Origin of the sequence: Microcoleus sp. LAD1_D5, assembly GCF_036702115.1 — a bacterium.
In the GTDB taxonomy this organism is placed as follows: domain Bacteria; phylum Cyanobacteriota; class Cyanobacteriia; order Cyanobacteriales; family Microcoleaceae; genus Microcoleus.
In genome coordinates, this window is the sequence record NZ_JAUBSA010000010.1 from 1 (window position 1) to 19,012 (window position 19,012).

At 47.5% G+C, this 19,012-nt stretch carries 15 protein-coding genes; 11 read left to right on the forward strand and 4 right to left on the reverse strand.

Annotated features, from left to right (window positions below; translation table 11 throughout):
- Nucleotides 1-344: 344 nt before the first annotated feature.
- The 4 genes from QUA70_RS06910 (at nucleotide 345) to QUA70_RS06925 (ending at nucleotide 5,261) form a co-directional block, all read left to right on the forward strand.
- Nucleotides 345-2,549 carry a cation:proton antiporter domain-containing protein gene (locus tag QUA70_RS06910; protein WP_333346003.1) on the forward strand — a complete coding sequence of 735 codons (2,205 nt, stop codon included), beginning with the start codon at nucleotides 345-347 and terminating at the stop codon, nucleotides 2,547-2,549.
- 89 nt (nucleotides 2,550-2,638) lie between these two features.
- Nucleotides 2,639-3,145: a hypothetical protein gene (locus QUA70_RS06915; RefSeq protein WP_333410345.1), complete on the forward strand. Its 507-nt coding sequence runs from the start codon at nucleotides 2,639-2,641 to the stop codon at nucleotides 3,143-3,145.
- Nucleotides 3,146-3,428: 283 nt separating this feature from the next.
- The gene (locus QUA70_RS06920; RefSeq protein WP_333345997.1) at nucleotides 3,429-4,055 is read left to right on the forward strand and encodes a DUF3038 domain-containing protein; all 627 of its coding nucleotides are present in this window, start codon (nucleotides 3,429-3,431) and stop codon (nucleotides 4,053-4,055) included.
- Between the two features lie 3 nt (nucleotides 4,056-4,058).
- On the forward strand, nucleotides 4,059-5,261 hold the full coding sequence (locus QUA70_RS06925; RefSeq protein ID WP_333325113.1) for a DUF4335 domain-containing protein: 1,203 nt from the start codon (nucleotides 4,059-4,061) through the stop codon (nucleotides 5,259-5,261).
- A gap of 165 nt (nucleotides 5,262-5,426) precedes the next feature.
- Here QUA70_RS06925 and QUA70_RS06930 read toward each other — a convergent pair whose 3' ends face one another.
- Both QUA70_RS06930 and QUA70_RS06935 read right to left on the reverse strand, forming a co-directional pair.
- Nucleotides 5,427-7,505: an abortive infection protein gene (locus tag QUA70_RS06930; protein WP_333345995.1), complete on the reverse strand. Its 2,079-nt coding sequence runs from the start codon at nucleotides 7,503-7,505 to the stop codon at nucleotides 5,427-5,429.
- Between the two features lie 5 nt (nucleotides 7,506-7,510).
- The gene (locus tag QUA70_RS06935) at nucleotides 7,511-8,182 is read right to left on the reverse strand and encodes a hypothetical protein (RefSeq protein WP_333325108.1); all 672 of its coding nucleotides are present in this window, start codon (nucleotides 8,180-8,182) and stop codon (nucleotides 7,511-7,513) included.
- Between the two features lie 240 nt (nucleotides 8,183-8,422).
- On the opposite strand from QUA70_RS06935, the gene QUA70_RS06940 reads away from it, so the two are divergent.
- Nucleotides 8,423-9,358, forward strand: a complete 936-nt coding sequence (locus QUA70_RS06940) for an OmpA family protein (RefSeq protein ID WP_333345992.1) — start codon at nucleotides 8,423-8,425, stop codon at nucleotides 9,356-9,358.
- A 63-nt stretch (nucleotides 9,359-9,421) separates the two neighbouring features.
- Here QUA70_RS06940 and QUA70_RS06945 read toward each other — a convergent pair whose 3' ends face one another.
- Nucleotides 9,422-10,534 (reverse strand): AI-2E family transporter, encoded by a 1,113-nt coding sequence (locus QUA70_RS06945; RefSeq protein ID WP_333345989.1) that lies wholly within the window; start codon nucleotides 10,532-10,534, stop codon nucleotides 9,422-9,424.
- 80 nt (nucleotides 10,535-10,614) lie between these two features.
- Between QUA70_RS06945 and QUA70_RS06950 the strand changes: the two genes are divergently transcribed.
- On the forward strand, nucleotides 10,615-10,869 hold the full coding sequence (locus QUA70_RS06950; RefSeq protein ID WP_333345986.1) for a helix-turn-helix transcriptional regulator: 255 nt from the start codon (nucleotides 10,615-10,617) through the stop codon (nucleotides 10,867-10,869).
- Nucleotides 10,870-10,953: 84 nt separating this feature from the next.
- Nucleotides 10,954-11,904: an alpha/beta fold hydrolase gene (locus QUA70_RS06955; RefSeq protein WP_333345983.1), complete on the forward strand. Its 951-nt coding sequence runs from the start codon at nucleotides 10,954-10,956 to the stop codon at nucleotides 11,902-11,904.
- Between the two features lie 91 nt (nucleotides 11,905-11,995).
- On the opposite strand, the gene cysS is transcribed toward QUA70_RS06955, so the two are convergent.
- On the reverse strand, nucleotides 11,996-13,783 hold the full coding sequence (cysS, locus tag QUA70_RS06960) for a cysteine--tRNA ligase (protein WP_333345980.1): 1,788 nt from the start codon (nucleotides 13,781-13,783) through the stop codon (nucleotides 11,996-11,998).
- 761 nt (nucleotides 13,784-14,544) lie between these two features.
- Between cysS and QUA70_RS06965 the strand changes: the two genes are divergently transcribed.
- The 4 genes from QUA70_RS06965 (at nucleotide 14,545) to QUA70_RS06980 (ending at nucleotide 18,993) form a co-directional block, all read left to right on the forward strand.
- Nucleotides 14,545-15,879, forward strand: a complete 1,335-nt coding sequence (locus QUA70_RS06965) for a DUF4912 domain-containing protein (RefSeq protein ID WP_333325091.1) — start codon at nucleotides 14,545-14,547, stop codon at nucleotides 15,877-15,879.
- Between the two features lie 382 nt (nucleotides 15,880-16,261).
- A complete protein-coding gene (locus QUA70_RS06970; protein ID WP_333325088.1) occupies nucleotides 16,262-16,393 on the forward strand; it encodes a hypothetical protein in 132 nt (43 codons plus the stop codon).
- Nucleotides 16,394-16,578: 185 nt separating this feature from the next.
- Nucleotides 16,579-17,892, forward strand: a complete 1,314-nt coding sequence (locus QUA70_RS06975; protein WP_333325086.1) for an ABC transporter substrate-binding protein — start codon at nucleotides 16,579-16,581, stop codon at nucleotides 17,890-17,892.
- 192 nt (nucleotides 17,893-18,084) lie between these two features.
- Nucleotides 18,085-18,993: a sugar ABC transporter permease gene (locus QUA70_RS06980; RefSeq protein WP_333325083.1), complete on the forward strand. Its 909-nt coding sequence runs from the start codon at nucleotides 18,085-18,087 to the stop codon at nucleotides 18,991-18,993.
- Nucleotides 18,994-19,012 lie beyond the last annotated feature (19 nt).

A 19,012-nucleotide genomic window follows, 5' to 3' on the forward strand; every position in this document is an offset into this window, starting at 1 on the left:
GGAGCCGTGTGAGGTGAAAGTCTCACGCACGGTTCTGAAGGAGAGGTAGGGGTGGCAACGCCCCTATCGACTCTAACGCACCCGGAGGTGAGATTTAGTGCGCGGGTGGGGTGCGGGGTGTGTACGCTGCGGTTAAAGTTACTCGCAAGCGCTTCTTAAAAACGAAAAATGCAGGTGGGAGGTTGCCAAAGCCTTTGTTCGCTTGTGAGAGAATGGCGTTGTTGGTGGGCCTCTTGTGCCTTCTACCTTCGATCGAGCTGGTATCCATTTTTTTTGATCGGCAATTCAGTCAGCTTTAGTACCCTGCCCTCTCGATCCGCAAAAATCCCAAAGCTAAAAACGTCATGCCCATACCCATTCTCGTTCTGCTTGAAGTTCTAATTGTCATCGCACTTTCGAGACTTGTAGGTTTAGGATTTCGAGCGATCAAACAACCTCAAGTCATTGGAGAAATTGTAGCAGGAATTATGCTTGGGCCTTCTCTGTTTGGCTTAGTTGCACCAGATTTAGCAACAGCACTTTTTCCAGCCGAGGCCGTTCCCTTCCTCAACGTGCTATCTGAGGTGGGGTTAATATTTTTCATGTTTTTGATTGGTTTGGAACTGAATCCAAAGTACCTAAAAAGCAATTTAGATATCGCGATTTTAACTTCACACGTCAGCATTCTAGTGCCGTTTTCCCTGGGAAGCTTGCTCGCACTGCTGCTGTATCCCATCGTTTCAAATAATAGCGTTTCCTTTACCGCCTTTGCTTTGTTTTTGGGCGCTGCGATGTCAATTACGGCCTTTCCGGTGCTGGCCAGAATTATTACAGAGCACAACTTGCAGAATACAAAATTGGGGACGCTGGCCTTGACTTGCGCTGCGGTAGATGACGTGACGGCGTGGTGTTTGTTAGCAGTAGCGATCGCAGTTACTCGAACTAACTCGATGTTAGGCGCTTTGCCGACAATTATTGCATCTTTAATTTACATCGGTTTCATGCTGACTGTAGTCCGCTGGTTCTTGCAGCGACTTTCCAAACACTACAACCGCACTGGCAGATTAACACAGTTAGTGCTGTCGGGAATTTACATGGGAGTTGTAGCTTCGGCCTTAATTACTGAATGGATCGGCATTCATTTAATCTTCGGTGCATTTTTGCTGGGTGCTGCCATGCCTAAGAATGCGGGATTAACCAGAGAATTAGCAGAAAAAACCGAAGATTTTGTACTAATATTTCTGCTGCCCATATTTTTTGCTTATAGCGGGTTGCGGACTCAAATCGGCTTGCTCAACACTCCCGAATTGTGGCTGCTGTGCGCCGCAGTTTTGGGAGTGGCAATTGTCGGCAAATACGTCGGCACTTACGTTGCGGCGAGAGTTTGTGGCATCAACAACCGCGAAGCTTCAGCGCTGGGATGGCTGATGAATACTCGTGGTTTGACTGAACTAATTGTGCTGAATATCGGTCTTTCCTTGGGGGTAATTTCGCCGCTGCTATTTACGATGTTAGTCATCATGGCTTTAGTGACAACTTTTATGACTTCGCCGCTGTTGGAGTGGACTTATCCAAAACGGTTAATTAGATTAGATATTTCAGAAGTTAACTCTGAGGATTCAGAATTAGAAGATTCACAAATTGCTGACAGCAGCGAAGAAACTGCTAGCAAATTGCTGCCCACTTATCGAATTTTAGTACCGGTTGCCAATCCCAGCACGCAGAAAGGTTTACTGCGACTAGCTGTAGCGCTAGCGCAGCCGGCTGCGGGTATGGGTGGTGACGATTTACAGTTGGCGGCGGTTCATCCTCTGAGTTTGATAGAATTAAATGATGACTATGCCTTTAAAAGTATGCCTGCGGAAGCCGATCGCATTATTCAAGAGCGCCGCTCGAAATTATCAGAATTGATTGATAGTTTGGAACTGCCAGAGGGGCGAAAATTTGTACATCCCATCATTCGGGTTACTAATGATGTAGCCCGGGAAACGGCCCAAATTGCGGAGATCGATCGCGCGGATTTGATTTTAGTAGGATGGCACAGACCTACTTTTAGCAGCAACCGTTTGGGAGGGCGTGTCGGCCAAATTCTCAGCAACGCTAAGGTGGATGTAGCAATTTTTGTTGACAGAGGCCGGGAAAGGTTGAATAACTTGTTAGTACCTTACGCGGCAAACATTCACGATGATTTGGGGTTAGAATTGGCGCTGAGACTGTTAGTAAATAGCGAGGAACGCCGTTTGACGGTGCTGCGGGTGGCGGTTGACGGGGAAGCTGAAAACGAGCTGAGTTATGAGTTTCAGCGGGTGATGGATCAGTTGCCGGTTGATGTACGAGCGCGCATTGAAACTCCGATTGTGGAGGCTGCTGAGCCAATTCAAGCCGTGGTGGCGGCTTCTGCTAATGCTGATTTGACTATTGCGGGTACGAGTCGGGAGTGGGGAATTGAGCGCCAAACTTTGGGACAGTATACTGATGAATTGGCTGTGCAGTGTCATTCTTCGCTGCTGATTGCGCGGTGTTACGTTAGAGTGCGATCGCACTTGGCATCGGTACTTCCTCAAATGTAGTCAGTTGACGGTTGACGGTTGACAGTTGACAGTTGGCAGTTGACAGTTGATTGTTTTTGATGCCCAATTCCAAATTACTAATTACCAAGATGATGAATCATTTAAGCCTCAAATCGCTAGCCTTTTACGGGATTGCGATCGGCTCAGTTTCACTGCTGTTTAAAGTAGTAACTGCTTATGGCGAAACAAATTTAAACGCTCCTCCGGCAATTGCGGGAAATTATCGCTTCGATCCTAAAAATTTGCCCGAATGTCTTAAATCTGATGCTTTGGTATTGACAATCGAGCAATCGGGTGTTTATTTGAGCGGTAATTTGCGATCGGGCAGCAGGGAGGGCAGGGAAAAAACAGCTCAAGGGAAACCTTCTCTACTTGGTAAGTGGGAAACTCAAGGATTGAACTTGTCGGGTGCGGTTCCTAATTTAGCGGGTTGCAGCGACTCCACAGCAACCGGTCAAAACAGTTCTGTTAAAATGCGCGGAATTGTCGAGCAAGAAAGCCTCAAGGGAAAAATTAGTCTTACCGATGGGGCGGCTGCTAGTGATTTTACGGCTCAAAGAGAAGCGGCGGTGCAACCCCAGAAGCAGGAACATTGATCGATCCCCATAGGAAATAAGAAATGGGAAATGGGTAATTCTTTGTCGCTTTCCGACTCTCCCCTTCTCCCGTAAGGAAGCAAGGAATCACAAAGCGGGGCGGGGCGGTGGTGGGGGAGTGGGCGATCGAACTCCGGCCGCCGGAACTCGCCCACGACGGTCGGTTGCTGCTAAATTGAAAATATACCTAAAAGTTAATGATAAAAATAAAGTATCCCAGAGAAGTTCTTGGTTGAGAATTTGTCTTGCTCAAGACCCCCCGTGCCCGTATAGTTTGTTTGGAATGGATGTTGCCGTGATCTTAATGCCGTCAGAAACTTCGCTTACCCAGTCAAACCCGTTAATTTTAGACAGTTTGCCAGACTTGTCGCCGAACGATGGCGGGTGTCCCCGCCGGGCCAGATTGCAAATTGACTTGATGTTGCTGGCGATCGAAGCCTTGTATCTCGGAGGTGCGGAAGAAATGCTGGCAGTGTCAAAGGACCTGGAATTGGAATCAATTATCAAAAATCGGGTTGCCCTTTGGCTGATGCGTAATACTAACCCGCTGAGACGCTACACGCAGCGCCGCTCGCTTACCATTGTGGAGGCAAAAGCGCTGGTGGCGATCGCCTGTAATATGGCGCGCAAGTTAACCGCGACAATTCGGCAGTTGCTGCTAGACTCGCAGCAGTTGCAATCGAAAAATATCCCCCTCAACCAGAACCTGCTGCTGGCCGAGTATTTAGAACGCTTTCGAGCTCACTTTCGATCGCGCATGAACCCCAAGCGATCGCTAGTTGCAGCTTACGATTCCGACGACAAGCTCAACGAACTAGCTTTGAACTTGTTGAGCAAACTGCTATTTTGTACAGGCACAGCCGGAATGCAGCGCTTCTGGGTTAGCCTGTTTGATGGAGAAGTTGAATAAAAAATGACTATTAGGCGTCAGTACAGTCTGCCAAATTGCACCCTGGTTCTAGAAGGGTTGAGCGATGGATCGGCAGCCAGCCAGTTAGATATACGACCGGTGCTTTCCATATTAATGAGCGCTGAATGCTATGTGAACGGTCTCGGCGAGCCCCTAAGCGGGGGACGAGACTTTTTTGAAAGCTTGGTGAGGGCCGTCAGCAGCTACGCTCAAGAATTTATGAGCGGAGTGCATTATCCCGATCGCTACGGCCCGAATGTGGGTATGGTGCAGTTACACAGAATTGACGGCAACGTGCATCGGTTGACCGTTCTACCCACCTCCACAGGCAGCGCAACCCAAATCGATCAAAAAACAGAACTGTCGGCAAAAGTAGATTTGACGACGGTACAGCTATTTGACTTGGTAGAGGCGATCGATCAGTTTTTTGCCGACACGCAGACGCTGCCGGAATTGTCGCTGCAATTAACCCCAATTTCCAAGCGTTATATCAAGTCGGCCGAACCTTTGGCAAAGCGGACTTTACCTGCTGTGGTGGGGGTGTCGAGTTTGGCTTTGGCTGCGATGGCATTTTTCTTGGTGCCGGTGCCGGAAGTCCAGCGCCAGAGAGATCCGGTGCCGCAGCCCAATCCTGCAGGCCAGAATCAGGGGACACCGAATCCGGGCGGATCGGGTTCGCCTAATCCCAATCCCACGCCCCCTGCTGACGGTTTGCTGCCTGGGACTCAAACTCCGAACGCTGAATCGCTTTCGCCGACTCCGATCCCCGCGCCGCAGCCGGACGCTTCACCGTTGGCCACACCGCAGTCGGACGATTCACCGTTGGCCACACCGCAGTCGAATACTTCGCCCGAAAGCACGCCCAGTCCTGTTGCTGAAGGTTTGGCAAGCCCTGAAGCAGCAGCCGTGCCCATTACCGATCCAGGGCAAATTGAGCTTTTGAGGGGCAAACTTTCCCAGCAAATTGACGGAGTTGTGAAGAATCAGCCTCCGGTTGATGCGGAGTTGGTTTATCGGGTGAGTGTGGCCCAAGACGGGGCGATTGTCGGTTACAAGTCGGAGAATTCGGCAGCAGTCGAGAGATCCGAAACGCCGTTGTCTGAGTTGCTTTACAAACCGGTTGGCACCCGGCCACCTGCGGAAGCGCTGGCTGATTTCCGTGTAGTTTTGGCACCAGACGGCAATGTTCTAGTCACTCCTTGGTAATGGTTGATTGTTGACTGTTAACGGTTGACTGTTGACTGTTAACGGTTGACTGTTGACTGATACCAAATCCGGCTTTAATACCCCTCTCAATCTCTTAGTCTGCGGAGGCAGACTTTGTTTTTCTAGTATCGATTTCAATCGCCGAATCATCTACAAACCAATTCCTCAAAAGCCTGTAGGTGCGATCGGCTCAATATCTGGGTCAAATCCTCCGACTTGATTGGTGCGAATTATCCACAAAAATGCTCCTTGTTTTAATAAAACTTTGGCGATTTCATCTTGGGTGCGCCTCGGCAACATTGTGCGGTAACTAATAGCAGCTTTTATCAGGGTTGCTATACCAACAAAAAAGGTTTTTTTCAATTCAGAATCAATCCCCGCTAATCTGGAATTTTTGCGCCAATCTGGACGAACAATACCGAGGGGCATTAATACTGTTTCTAAACTTTCTCCTAATGCTACTAACTGGTGAAATCTTTGGGTTTGTGCATCGGTGGGATGTGTTTTCAACCAGTCTTGAATCTGAGGATTTGACTCTATTTCGGAAGTGATTTTTTTAATTGTCGCGTAAATTGCCTGACTTGAATCTTGGACGCAAGAAGTTGCTGGCGTCACTAAACTTGCGCCGGTGCCGTCTCCGCTGCGGTAACGGGCCATCATGATATCTAGTTGCTGGTTTAATTCGGTTAAAGGCGACAAGGTGATGCCGTCAAAATCGTAGTCGCAACACACGCAGTCTAATTTACAGATGATATCGCAAACCGGGCGATCGCCCAACCAGCCGCGCTGCAAGTCTCCCATGTAGCTTTGCCATTTGCTGGAACCGGCAACAATTCCGTCGGGATTGTGGGCGTAAACTTGTTTGTATTCTATGTCAAAACGCAGTTCGCTGGTAAAGCGATCGCGCACCACTTTTGCTACTCCGAAAGCAAAATGTCCGGTGACAATTCCCAGCGGTGGCCGTTCGCCTTTTTTGCCACCGATACCCCCGAAACTGTGAATCACTATCCCGATATCTCCTTCTTGCCAAGGAGAGATGGAAGCGTTTTCTGTAGCATCATTTGGGGTTAACAATACTCTTTTTGCTTGCCCTTTTTGTGCTGGTGTATTTTCCCAATTTTTGCTGCTTAAATAAGCCAGAGATTTTTTTAAACCGAAATGTGTTTCATCGGGTGTTAATTGGGCAATTTTGCGGGGTTCGATTGCCTGCACTACAAATATACTGTCTTCGTCTCTTTCGCCGTAAATGTACCAGCCGTCTGAATTTAATGGCGATTTTTCGATCAGGTGATTGGTAGACCTCGCTACGCCATTTTTGTCTGGCTGTACTTGCGGAATCCGAATGATTTCGGCTGCGCTGTCAAATTGTTGAGATGTTTTGTTGAAATGCCGGACAATAAATTTGTCGCTGTCGGCTTCTTTTCTCTGTAAAATTGAGACTAAGGCGCAGAAACGTCCGATAATTTGTACTGGTTCGCGATCGATCGTGAGTTCATGGCGATCGCTGCTGCTATAATTAATCGCAATTACTGGCCTGCGTAGCATCACAGTCACGCTGTCTTCGAGTCTGCTGCCTGCTAGAGTTTCTAAAGGGCCTACATTTCGCCAGCCGTTCAATCTATCTGGATGAATGTTGCCAGATTTTTTACTATCTTTAGCCTGTTTTGTGAAGTTGATATCCTGCGTTACTGCGTGGGCAAAAAACTGTACTTCGCGATTTGTACTCCATTTCAAAAATGCTGTTTTGCCAATAAAGTTTTGATATTTTTTGGGGGCATTGATTACTTCAAAAAACACTGTACCGTAGGGCTGGCGCTGTTCGTGTGACGGCAAAATTAAGCGCCCGTGCCAAAGAGCGATCGGCTTGTAGAGATAGGCAACTGATGCCGAATTATCGCAAATTATCTCCGGCTCAAGCGCTGCTGAAATATCGCTTTTGCCTCCAAAAATAGTAGCAGTTAAATTGCCGTCACTTTCTACGAATCGAGGTTCTAAAAAAACCTTTTCAGGTTGTGAAATATCAGCGGTTAAATGACCAGTGTTTCTTGTGAACGAGCGGCCAAAAAAAAGGCGACGGTTCTCCAATTTCGCCTGCAACCAATTGAAGAAAATGCGAATAAAAATAAATGCTGTTAAACCAAAAACAACAGCTAAAATAATCAGCCCCAGGGTCAAAATGAATTGGTTGAAAGACTGACCTGACACTAAAAAAATTGTTGGCCCGATCAAAGAAAATGCCGCCATAATATCTAAAAACGAGTTTTAGGTTCGATCCAGTCTGTGCTGGCTTGACTGCCGAAAACTAGGGGTTTGTCCTCGGTGACTGCTACCGTTTGCCCTGTCATATCAACTGCACAAAGAGGCCAAGATCGATCGCCCAAATTTCCTGCGCGGAACAGAACTTTTCCGGGACAAACTTGACTCCAACCCAACAATACAGCATGAGTGTAAAGACTGCGAGCGGGAGCAACGGTATAAGTGTAATTATCATTTTTGTCCCAAATGACACCGTAGTCGGACATATCGGAAGAGTTGAAAAGTGCTTCAAATTCGCGGGCGAGAATGCGGGAACCGTCTTGATTCCAAGAAACAGGCACTAAAATGGCGATCGTCCCGGACATATCTGTATCATCGCTACCATACATCCCACTTTCCGCCAGTGGCGAAGCAGCCGCCACTGTTTGCAGTTCGCCGGTTTTGAGATTTTCCACAAACATGACGCTGCTAACCCGACACCGGGAGAATTCCGGCTGCACTTGCAACTCAATTCGACTGTAAGCTGCGTATTGGCCGTTAGTTGATACTAGGGATGGACTGCGATAATAGCGGAGGCCTGTGCCGCCAGTTGAGCTCACTTTAACATGAGTGGCACTAATCCATTCCCAAGGAACGGGATAAGGGCTATTTAAAGGGTCAGTCATCGGTTTTTTTTCCAAAAGTTTTACTGAATTATCCAACAGATTCAGGCTGGCACGCAACGGATTAGACACCCGGTTTCTGCCTCAATGCTTCGCCACCAAACCCCAGATTTATAGAAACCGGGTTTCTTTTTTAGATTTGAGATGGGAGGACAAATCTAAAATCTAAAATCTAAAATTTCAAATCGGATAGGTAAGATAGTATCGAAATTAATCTGGTCTGTACACCGAGAGGGATGAAATATGACGCGATCTTTTAACCAAAAACCTTCAATCCCCCCCAGTCGCGTCTCCAAGTCGCGGGGAAAAGGTTTGCTTGTACTGTCGCTGATTTTTCGACTGCTGCTGCTGGGGGTGGGCAGCGGTTTTGCGTGGGTGTTGGGGATGGCGATCGCTCAAATTTATCCGTCAGGGGCGACGGAGATGCCGCTGGCAGAGAGATTGCTGCGTGTAACTCAAAATTTGACCTCCAGCCCGAAACGCGCCCCAGCAAGGCAAATTCCGGCGCTGCCGCCACCAACCGCTACACCAACCTCCCAGTCAACAGTCAGTCCTGCCCAGAGAGAGAAATTGCAGTCGGATTTGAGACAGTTGCAGGGCGAACTCAACGCGCTGATTGGTCGCACGGCGGCTTTGGAGAGTCAGTTGGGCAGCAGCCGCCCGACGGAAACTTTGGAAAAGCGTTTGCAGTTGATGTCGCGCGAATTGGCGGGGCCGGAAACGGCGGCAAGTCCTGTTCCTGCTTTACCGGCGATCGGCAGCAGCCCCAGTCTGAACCCTGAAACTGTGAATACTGCGCCACAGAATGCCAATAATCCGGTGTTTGGGGGGGATGGGCTGATGGTGACTCTGCCCAGCGATGTTTTGTTTGATACTGGCAGCATTTCTTTGCGCGCGGGAACTAATGCGATTTTGGACAATTTGGTGGCGGAGTTGGGCAATCACGAGGGGGCGACGGTGCGGGTTGCCGGCCATACTGACGACGCGGGGGAAGCGGCGGACAATCGCAATGTGTCGTTTGCGCGGGCTCAGGCTGTGGTGCAGTATTTGTCGGGTGTGCTCGGTCAGAAGTATCATTGGGTGGCGATCGGCTATGGAGAAAGTAGCCCTTCGGTAGATAATAGTTCTGATACTAATCGGCAGCGCAACCGCCGCATTGAAGTGGCAATTAGTCCTTAGTTTTTAGTCTTTAGTCGGCGAATTTGTAGATACTCTGTTGAATTGTCTAGGAGGTAGTTAGTGTCACGCCGAAGGCGTAACAGGCGGCAAGTCAGAATTATTTTTGGCTTGATTTATTGTCTCTCGATGTTCGCTCATAAGTTTCGGTTTTAAATACAAGTTCTCAATCAAAGCTGCCACTCCCGCAAACCAAGGCGGTACAATTACAGCTCCGATAATTCCCAATACTTGAACGCCTCCCAATACAGACAGCAATTGATATAAAGGATGCACACCAACCGATGAACCAACCAGCAAAGGATCGAGTACGTAAGTTTCCAAGTTTTGGATGATTACAAATAACAGCAATACCCACACAAGTACCCAGCCACCTTTAGCTAATGCTACAATTAATGCTGGTACTGCTCCCAATACTGGCCCGATGAATGGAATCAGGTTTGTCACACCTGCGATCGCACCCAAGCCTAAAGCAAATTCCGGCATTCCCAAAACGCTCAAACCTGTGGTAATAAATATCCCTAAAATGCCCGAAACTAACACTCGCCCGCGAATATAACTCCCCATTCTTTGACCGATTGGCGCCGCTTGTGAGGCTAATCTTGCATCCCAAGGTTTCGGAAAAAACTGCACCAAACTTTTGATTAATGTGTCGCTGTCGGCAACCATGTAACCTGAAATAAATAATGCTAAAACTAGGCTGAAGACCCCGCCTAGAATGCCTCTCGTTAAACTGTACGATCGCAAAACCAGTTGTTGGCTCGATCGAATCAGCCAATTAGTCAGCGATTGAGTGTCCACCAACTGACCCACCAAGGCTGGGGCGTCGTCGCTCAACCGACTCAATACATTAGTTGCCACAGTTCGCAAACTTTCGACATAAACTGGTAACTGCCGCAGCAGTAACTCTATTTGTTCGATTACCGTGGGGCCGATTAACACTACCGTCCCGCTAAATCCGCCGATGAGAGTTAAATAAACCATAATCACCGCCAGCCAGCGGGGAACTCGCATGGTTTCGGCCCAATTAACGATCGGGACGATCGATGCGGCCAGCACGACTGATATCATTAGAATTACTAGCAGGCTCCGCAATTGCCACAGCAGCACTAGCAGCAAGGACGATGCTACAATCAGCAGCAAGTTAGGTAAAGAAATGGTTATCCGCTGTTCTGACATGATGAAGTAATTATATTTTTGGCGCTCGTCTCAGCCTTGATTTTATAATAAACGATATGATATAAGTTACAATTAAGATTATGAAAGTGCATTCAAGCAGTGGGAATGTCTTTGCTGACTTATGGCTCCCCAATCCTGATGAATTATTGATTAAGGCACAACTAGCTCATCAAATCAGTGAGTTAATTTCCGAACGCCAACTAAGCCAGACTGAAGCAGAAAAGCTCTTAGGAATCGATCGACCCAAGATATTAGCACTAATGCGCGGTAAATTATCCGAGTTCTCTACAGAACGCCTATTTAGTTTTCTCAACGCACTCGGCAGCAATGTATAGATTCGTATTGCCCACTCGCAACCAAATGTCCAAGCTCAAACTCGCATTGTCGTAGCATAGTACATTAAAAATTAAAAGATTAATATGCAGCCGCAATATTCAACCCAAGATTTGTCCGCCATTTCGTCTATAAAATCCCCAACGCTGTTTTACGAATGGCAAAATTATCGCTGTGCTTACGAGATTTACCACCCAACTACTGCGACAGAAGATAGCATCCCTTTGTTATTAATTCATCCGATAGGAGTTGGTTTGTCAAGAATCTTTTGGCATAGATTTTGTGAGAGTTGGTACAAAGCAGGGAACACTAATCCAATTTATAATCCCGACCTTTTGGGCTGCGGCGATTGCGAAATGCCTGCTGTGGCTTGCTATCCTGACGATTGGGCCGCACAGTTGCAGTATTTCTTGGAAACTGTAGTCAAAAAACCTGCGATCGTACTCGTGCAAGGTGCTTTACTGTCTGTAGCCTTGGCTTTAGCAAAAATGCAACAGGAAAGCGGCTCCAATTTAATTCGTGGCTTAGTTCTCGCAGGGCCTCCAGCTTGGGCGGTGATGAACAAACATTCGACAGAAAGACAGCAACGAATTGTCTGGAATTTGTTAAATTCTCCGTTGGGAAACGCTTTTTATCGCTACGCCAGACGCGCTGAGTTTTTGCGTTCTTTTTCTGTGAAACAACTGTTTGGCGATGCGGCACAAGTTGACAGCCAATGGTTGGATGCTTTGCAGGCTGGGGCGGCAAATCCTGACAGCCGGCACGCGGTTTTCTCGTTTTTAGCGGGGTTTTGGCGCCAGGATTACAGCGGTACGATTCAAAAGTTCGATCGACCCGCACTCATTGTGATGGGAGAAAAAGCCTCAAGCATCAGTCAAGCGGGTAAGGAAGAGAAACCGGATGAAAGATTAGCGCAATATTTAGCCCATTTTCCTAATGCGGAAGGTTTATTAATGCCGGGGCGCAATGTTTTGCCCTACGAATCAACCGCAGAATTTGTCGCGGCTGTTGCGGAGTTTGTGAATGGGAGTTTTTAACCGTAGATATCAGCAGATGAACACAGATGAAGGCGGATGGAATTTCATCTGCGTTTATCCGCGTTCATCTGCGGTTAAAAAACTCTAAATTTCAACTGCGATGCCAAATTGTTGTACCATCTTTTTGATCGATCAGAGTAATGCCCCGATCCTTAAGTTCGTTGTCAATGCGATCGCCCTCAGCGAAATTCTTAGCCTTTCGGGCATCCTTCCGCTGCTGAATCATCACCTCAATCTCCTTATCAGTTAATCCCCTAATGATTTTACTTTCACCAATACCGGACAATTTGAGATCGAGATCGATATCCCCACTTAGCACGTGGTGTCTGGGGCGACTCCAAGTTGTTGTACCATCTTTTTGATCGATCAGAGTAATGCCCCGATCCTTAAGTTCGTTGCGAATGCGATCGCCCTCAGCGAAATTCTTAGCTTTTCGGGCATCTTTCCGCTGCTGAATCATCACCTCAATCTCCTCATCAGTTAATCCGCTAATGATTTCAAATTTATTAATACTGAAAGATGCGGAAGGGATATTGATAGTCGCACTTAGCGGGACGAGTCTGGGTTTTCTAAATCCTAAAACTTCGGCTAACTTAACCAGAGTCTGCCACTTTTGTTGCAACACTTCCGAAGGCATTTCCGTTTTTCCCCCATGTACAATTATATTGCTTTCGCGCCGCAATTCCTTCGCCAATTCAAACACAACAGCTAAAGCATTAGGAGTATTGAAATCATCATCCATCGCTGCTCTAAATTGCTGTACAGCCTCACTCTCCCCTATGGGCGATTTCAGAATTTTATCTGAATCCCAGTCCAATTGGGAACCGTGCAAATCACCAAAAAGTAGGCTTTCTTTAAGAGTGTGCCAGCCATTTTTTGCAGAGGCGATCGCCTCTTCGGTAAAATCAATTTGACTCCGGTAGTGCGCTGTTAACACAAACAGCCTCACCGCCATCGGTTCCACCGCTTTTGACTTCTGGCTTCCTTCCAAAGCTGTATCGCCCGACCAATTCCCATCCAACAAATCGCGAATGGTAATAAAATTGTGCAAAGATTTCGACATCTTTTTGCCATTGACAGTCACAAAAGCATTGTGCATCCAATAATTAGCAAGTGACTTGCCAGTGGCGGCTTCAGATTGAGCAATTTCGTTTTCATGGTGCGGAAAAGTTAAATCGGAACCGCCGCAGTGAATGTCAATAGTTTCGCCCAAGCAATCGCGCACCATAGCCGAACATTCGATGTGCCATCCGGGGCGGCCTTTTCCCCAAGATGAATCCCAAGCAGGTTCTCCCGGTTTAGCGCTTTTCCACAGAGCAAAATCAGAGGAATCTTGCTTTTTTTGAGCTTCTATTTCTTCAGTTTCTAATCTCCCGCTAGCCCCGGCTTGCATTTCTTCCAACTTGCGGCCGGAAAGTTTTCCGTAATCGGCAAACTGCCTCACGTTGTAGTAAACGTCGCCGCCGGAAGCATAGGCATAACCTTTATTTTCTAATTCGTGAATCAGCCGTTTAATGCCGTCCATTGTATGGGTGGCGCGGGGATATTCATCGGCTTCGAGAATATTCAGCTTCTCCATATCTACGAAATATTCATGGATGAAGCGTTCCGCCACGGCTTCCATTGTGGAATTGGTTTCGCGGGCGCGGTTGAGAATTTTGTCGTCAATATCTGTAAAATTCTGCACGTAGCGCACATCGTATCCCCGCCACATCAGATAGCGACGCACCATGTCCCACACAATGTAAGCGCGGGCGTGGCCGACGTGGCAGTAATCGTATACCGTAACGCCGCAGCAGTACATCCGCACCTTTCCTGGTTCGAGGGGCTCAAAAGGTGATTCGCGACGGGTCAAGCTGTTGTAAAGCGTTAGAGTCATTCGATTTTAGATTTTAGATTTTAGATTTTAGATTTTACAAGATTTACGCAGAACGTCTATGTGTAGGGTGTGCAGTGCCCACCTTATCTGTATGAGTAGCGCGTCAAACCATTTTTGCGTTCAGGACTGTTGGTTTGTAGTTGCGATCGCCGAAGTGCCAGCCTAGGAAATTTGGTACTCAATCTCTTCTATCTATACTACCGCCCCAGCCGACTCAATCTTACATCTAATTTATGTCAGGGAATCTTGACAATAGTTTCTGGGACGATCCCCGCTGGCACCGCATTGTCATGAAATCTTGACATATTGATCCCCAAACTCACGAAAATGCGTATAACTACCCAGGATTGAGGCAAAAGACCCCTTGACCCGATCGCAACTTGTCTGCAACATTAAGTCATGACAAAGCGATCCCAAAGAAATGCTTGGATTAAGCAGCCCTGGGAGTCGAATAGCGCGTGTGCTGCCAGCACAGCGTTGCTAGCAGCACCGGTCGCACTCACAAAATCGATCTTGTCAATCAAGAATCGACAGATAAAGCTTTATTTAGATCGGACGGTGCGCGCAGAAGCCAATAAGTCCAAACCCCCGATCGCATTGGGGACAAGACAAGCTAAAAACAAGCAAGGCTTCAAAGGTTGGAGAGATTTGGAAGCTCGATAATATTTGCATTTAAAAGAGTTTCTAACTCAAAAATTCAACACATTTGTGTTGAACGGAAAAATCTAACCCGCCATCCCAAATTAGTGGAGAACAAACTCATGGCAAAAGAACGCCCACCATTAGAAGAGATGACTTTGCGACAACTCCGCAGAGTTGCTAGCGAATGTGGAGTCTCTCGCTACAGCCGGATGCGGAAATCGCAACTCCTGGCATCAATTCAAGAAATTCAGCGCACCAAATTTTCCTACAGCCCATCTCGCAAACTAGAGGCACAAGAAGCAGTGGAAGCAGCAAAGTTTGAACTCGGTCAAGAAGATAGAACAGGTGGTTCTTTGTCGTCTGTAGATGAAGGTTTAGCAGATTTGCCCAACGGCTACGGCGAAAGCCGGGTTGTTTTAATGCCCCGCGACCCAGAATGGGCTTACACTTACTGGGACATTCCCAACGCTCGCAAAGAAGAATTGCGCCGCCAAGGAGGACAGCAACTCGCCCTGCGGATCTACGACGTTACAGATGTTAACCTCGACATCCAAAGCCCGCACAGCATTCAAGAATATCCCTGCGACGAACTGGCGCGGGAATGGTACGTGCCAATCCCCGTGAGCGATCGGGACTACGCGATCGACATCGGCTACCGCTGTGCAGATGGCCGCTGGCTGGTATTAGCTCGATCGGCCCAAGTCCGCGTTCCTCCCGTCTATCCCAGCGACTGGATTGAAGATCAATTCATCACCCTCGATTGGGAAGAAGAGTTGCAAGGCAAAACCTTCGCCGAACTGGTTCCTCCGGCAAAGAAAATGGCACAAGCAGCCAATGGCTTCGGTTTCAGCACCGAAAATGCTATATACGAACAAATCTTCGGCATGGCAGAATCTGCCGAATCCCTGCGGGTAGCGGGTTCTATCTTCGGTTCCATGCAGCACGTCGCCGGTTCGGTCCAGCAAGTCGGCATCCACGAACAAGCTCTCAGTTCCTACGTGTTCCCCTCCGGCGTCGGAATGTGGGCGGCTCCCACCATGTCCGGCCTCACCGCGTCGGGTGTCGGTATGTCCGGCCTCACCATGTCGGGTGTCGGTATGTCGGGCCTCACGATGTCCGGTTTCGGTATGTCAGGTGTTGGTATGTCGGGAGTTGGCTTCGCCGCCCCGATGCGCCCCCGCCAGTTCTGGTTAGTTGCTGACGCCGAACTGATCGTCTACGGCGCCACCGAGCCCGACGCCACAGTCTACGTAGGCGGACAGCCGATTAAACTCAATGCTGACGGCACTTTCCGCTTCCAGATGTCCTTCCAAGACGGCTTAATCGACTATCCGATTTTTGCAGTAGCAGCAGACGGTGAACAAAACCGCGCCATCCACTTGAAATTCAACCGCGAAACCCCAGAACGGCGCACCAATAGCAAGCAAGATGCTGTGGTCGAATGGTTGGGCTAATCCCAAAGGTAGAAAGGTCGATCGAGCGGCGGGCAATCATTCAGGTTTGTGCCAATTTTTGAACCATCACAAGCCATAGCCTCAGCCGATCGTGATTTGTTAAGGTTAATCCCAGACAACAACCCATAACACCCCCTATGCACCGTTCTCCTGTTTTGAGGAGCGGTGTTTTTTGTATTTAGGACTTACTCAGAAACCGGGTTTTTATAGCAGAATAGATCGTGGGTCGGGCGATCGGCAAAAGTTATACCAATTCTTAAAAATAGGGATAAATATAGATTGTATGCGAGCCTTTGTAGGGAATTAGGCTGGGCATAAGTCCCTACTTTGTTTCATCTGAGATATTGCACCATTCTTAATTACTTGTTTAGGAACAGGCAAGATGCCTGTTCCACAAGAGATGAATTTCATTGTGGAACAGGCATCTTGCCTGTTCTTGACAATGGTGCAAGATGTGAGTTTCATCCGATTGACAACTGCTATATTAGACAATTATCTCAATATCTATCTGTAGATAGATGTTGGCTTAACTCGCGATCAAGATTGTTAAATCAAAATTTGGGTTCTTCACTCAAGCATTATTAAGTAAGCTAAAGTTTACTTAAATTTTTATTGCACAAACTCGCTAAATCCAGCGAAACAAAAGAAAGCGAGTTATCAGAGAAATAAGGCGATCGCACAGCCACTTCTCAAAAACAAATGCAAAAAATAAATTCCCCGCCGCAACGAAGGCAGAAGCCTCGCCTTTTAGCCTTATTCGCTGTCACATTAGCCACCGTCTTGCTTTTATTTATTCTGCCGGCACTGACTCAACAGCCAGTCGTGCTCACCATGTTAATGCAAGGTCAAGACCTTGTTAACTGGAGACCCTTTGTCAAAGAATTTGAACAGAAAAACCCCGACATTCGCATCAACCTCATAGAAGGGCCTTTTGACAGCAACCTCATAGAAAATCTTTACACATCTGCCTTTCTTTTAGGCGAATCGCCCTACGACATCATCAACATGGATATTGTCTGGGTTCCCAAATTTGCAGCCGCAGGTTGGGTAAGCGATTTGACAGACAGAATTTCCCCCGAACAACTATCAAAATTCATCCAAGGTAACGTCGAAGGCGGACGGTATCGGGGCAAACTTTACCGAATTCCCCACGCTTCCGATGCCGGAATGCTTTACTACCGCAAAGACATTTTAGAACAAGCGAAAATTCCAGCGCCGAAAACCTTTGAAGAGATGGTAAAAATATCTCAAAACTTGCAAAAACAGGGAAAAGCAACTTGGGGTTATCTGTGGCAAGGCAAACAATACGAGGGAGTCTCTGCGATGTTTGTCGAGGTGCTTTCCGGTTTCGGCGGCTTCTGGGCAAACCCTCAAACTTTTGAAGTTGGGTTAGATAAACCAGAAGCAATTAAAGCAGTGGAATTTCTCAAAAATACGATCGCCTCGGGCATTTCTCCTCCGGGTGTCACCACCTACGGCGAAGAAGAAACCCGGCTGTTGTTTCAAAATGGCAAAGCGCTGTTTTTGCGAAACTGGCCGTATGTTTGGAAGCTGGCAAATGCCGAAGGATCGAATGTTAGAGGCAAAATTGCGATCGAGCCAATGCTCAGCAGTACGGGTAAAACAGGCGGTTCCTGCTTGGGCGGCTGGGGCTGGGGAATTGCCAAAACCTCAAAACATCCAGAACAAGCCTGGAAAGCAATTCAGTACCTTACCAGCGAGGAAACCCAACGCAAATTTATTTTAGAAACAGGTTTAATTCCCAGTTACAAATCCCTATTTACCAACAAAGAAATAGTCGCCAAATATCCCCACTACCCGCAACTGCTAAAAGTAGTGGAACGGTCAGCTTTGCGCCCGCCCCTGGCACAATACGCTCAAGCTTCTGATATTTTGCAGCGTTATTTGAGTTCAGCTTTTACCGGGAGAATGAGTGCAGAACAAGCAATGAAAGCAGCAGCTAGCGAAACTCGCAATTTATTAGGCAGTTTGAAACAACCCCAAGCTTCGTAAATTTGACATCTTGCCTCTGTCAGAAACAGGCATCTTGCCTGTTCCACAAAGAGTTAGAAACAGGCATCTTGCCTGTTCCACAAAGAGTTAGAAACAGGCATCTTGCCTGTTCCACAAAAGCTAATTCTATTGTGGGGAGTAGGGGTTGGGCTTCTAGCCCGCCCAAAAATAAATTAAATAAAGGTGAACAATATGCAATTAGACAAGATGCGACAGCGCGAACAAAAAACCGGATGGATATTAGTAGCACCAGCTTTGATAATTCTGATCCTAGTATTTGCTTACCCAATATTACGCGCTTTTTGGCTGAGTTTATTCACCCAAAACCTCGGTACAGAATTAAAACTGGTTTTTTCCGGTTTTGCTAACTACAGTCGAATGTTAGGCGACGGGCGTTTCTGGCAAACTTTAGGCAACACCACAGTATTTACAGTCGCCTCTGTTTTACTGGAATTAATTCTCGGTATGGGCATTGCCTTAGTTTTAAATCAATCTTTCACAGGGCGTGGCATTGTTCGCACAATCTCCCTACTACCTTGGGCGCTGCCGACTGCATTGATGGGAGTAGCTTGGGCGTGGATTTTTAACGACCAATACGGCGTAATTAACGACATTTTGAGGCGTTTGGGATTGATTCAAAATAGCATTAGCTGGTTGGGAGATCCGACTTTGGCAATGATGGCAGTGATTACAGCCGATGTCTGGAAAACTACGCCCTTTGTCAGCTTGCTTTTACTAGCGGGATTGCAATCAATTCCAGGTGATTTGTACGAAGCACACGCTATTGACGGCGCGAGTAGCTGGCAGAGTTTCCGTCAAGTTACCGTGCCCCTGCTGATGCCGCAAATTGTGATTGCTTTGCTGTTTCGATTTGCCCAATCTTTCGGCATTTTTGACTTGATTCAGGTGATGACGGGAGGGGGACCGGCGGGGGCAACGGAGACGGTTTCTATCTACATTTACAGCACGGTAATGAGGTATTTAGACTTTGGGTATGGCGCGGCTTTGGTGGTGTGTACTTTTTTGCTGTTAGTGGCAGCAGTTGCGATCGCCGCTTACCTGTTATCGAGAGCCCGCACTAATGCAGCAGGAGGAAACTAAGACGATTTTAGATTTTGGA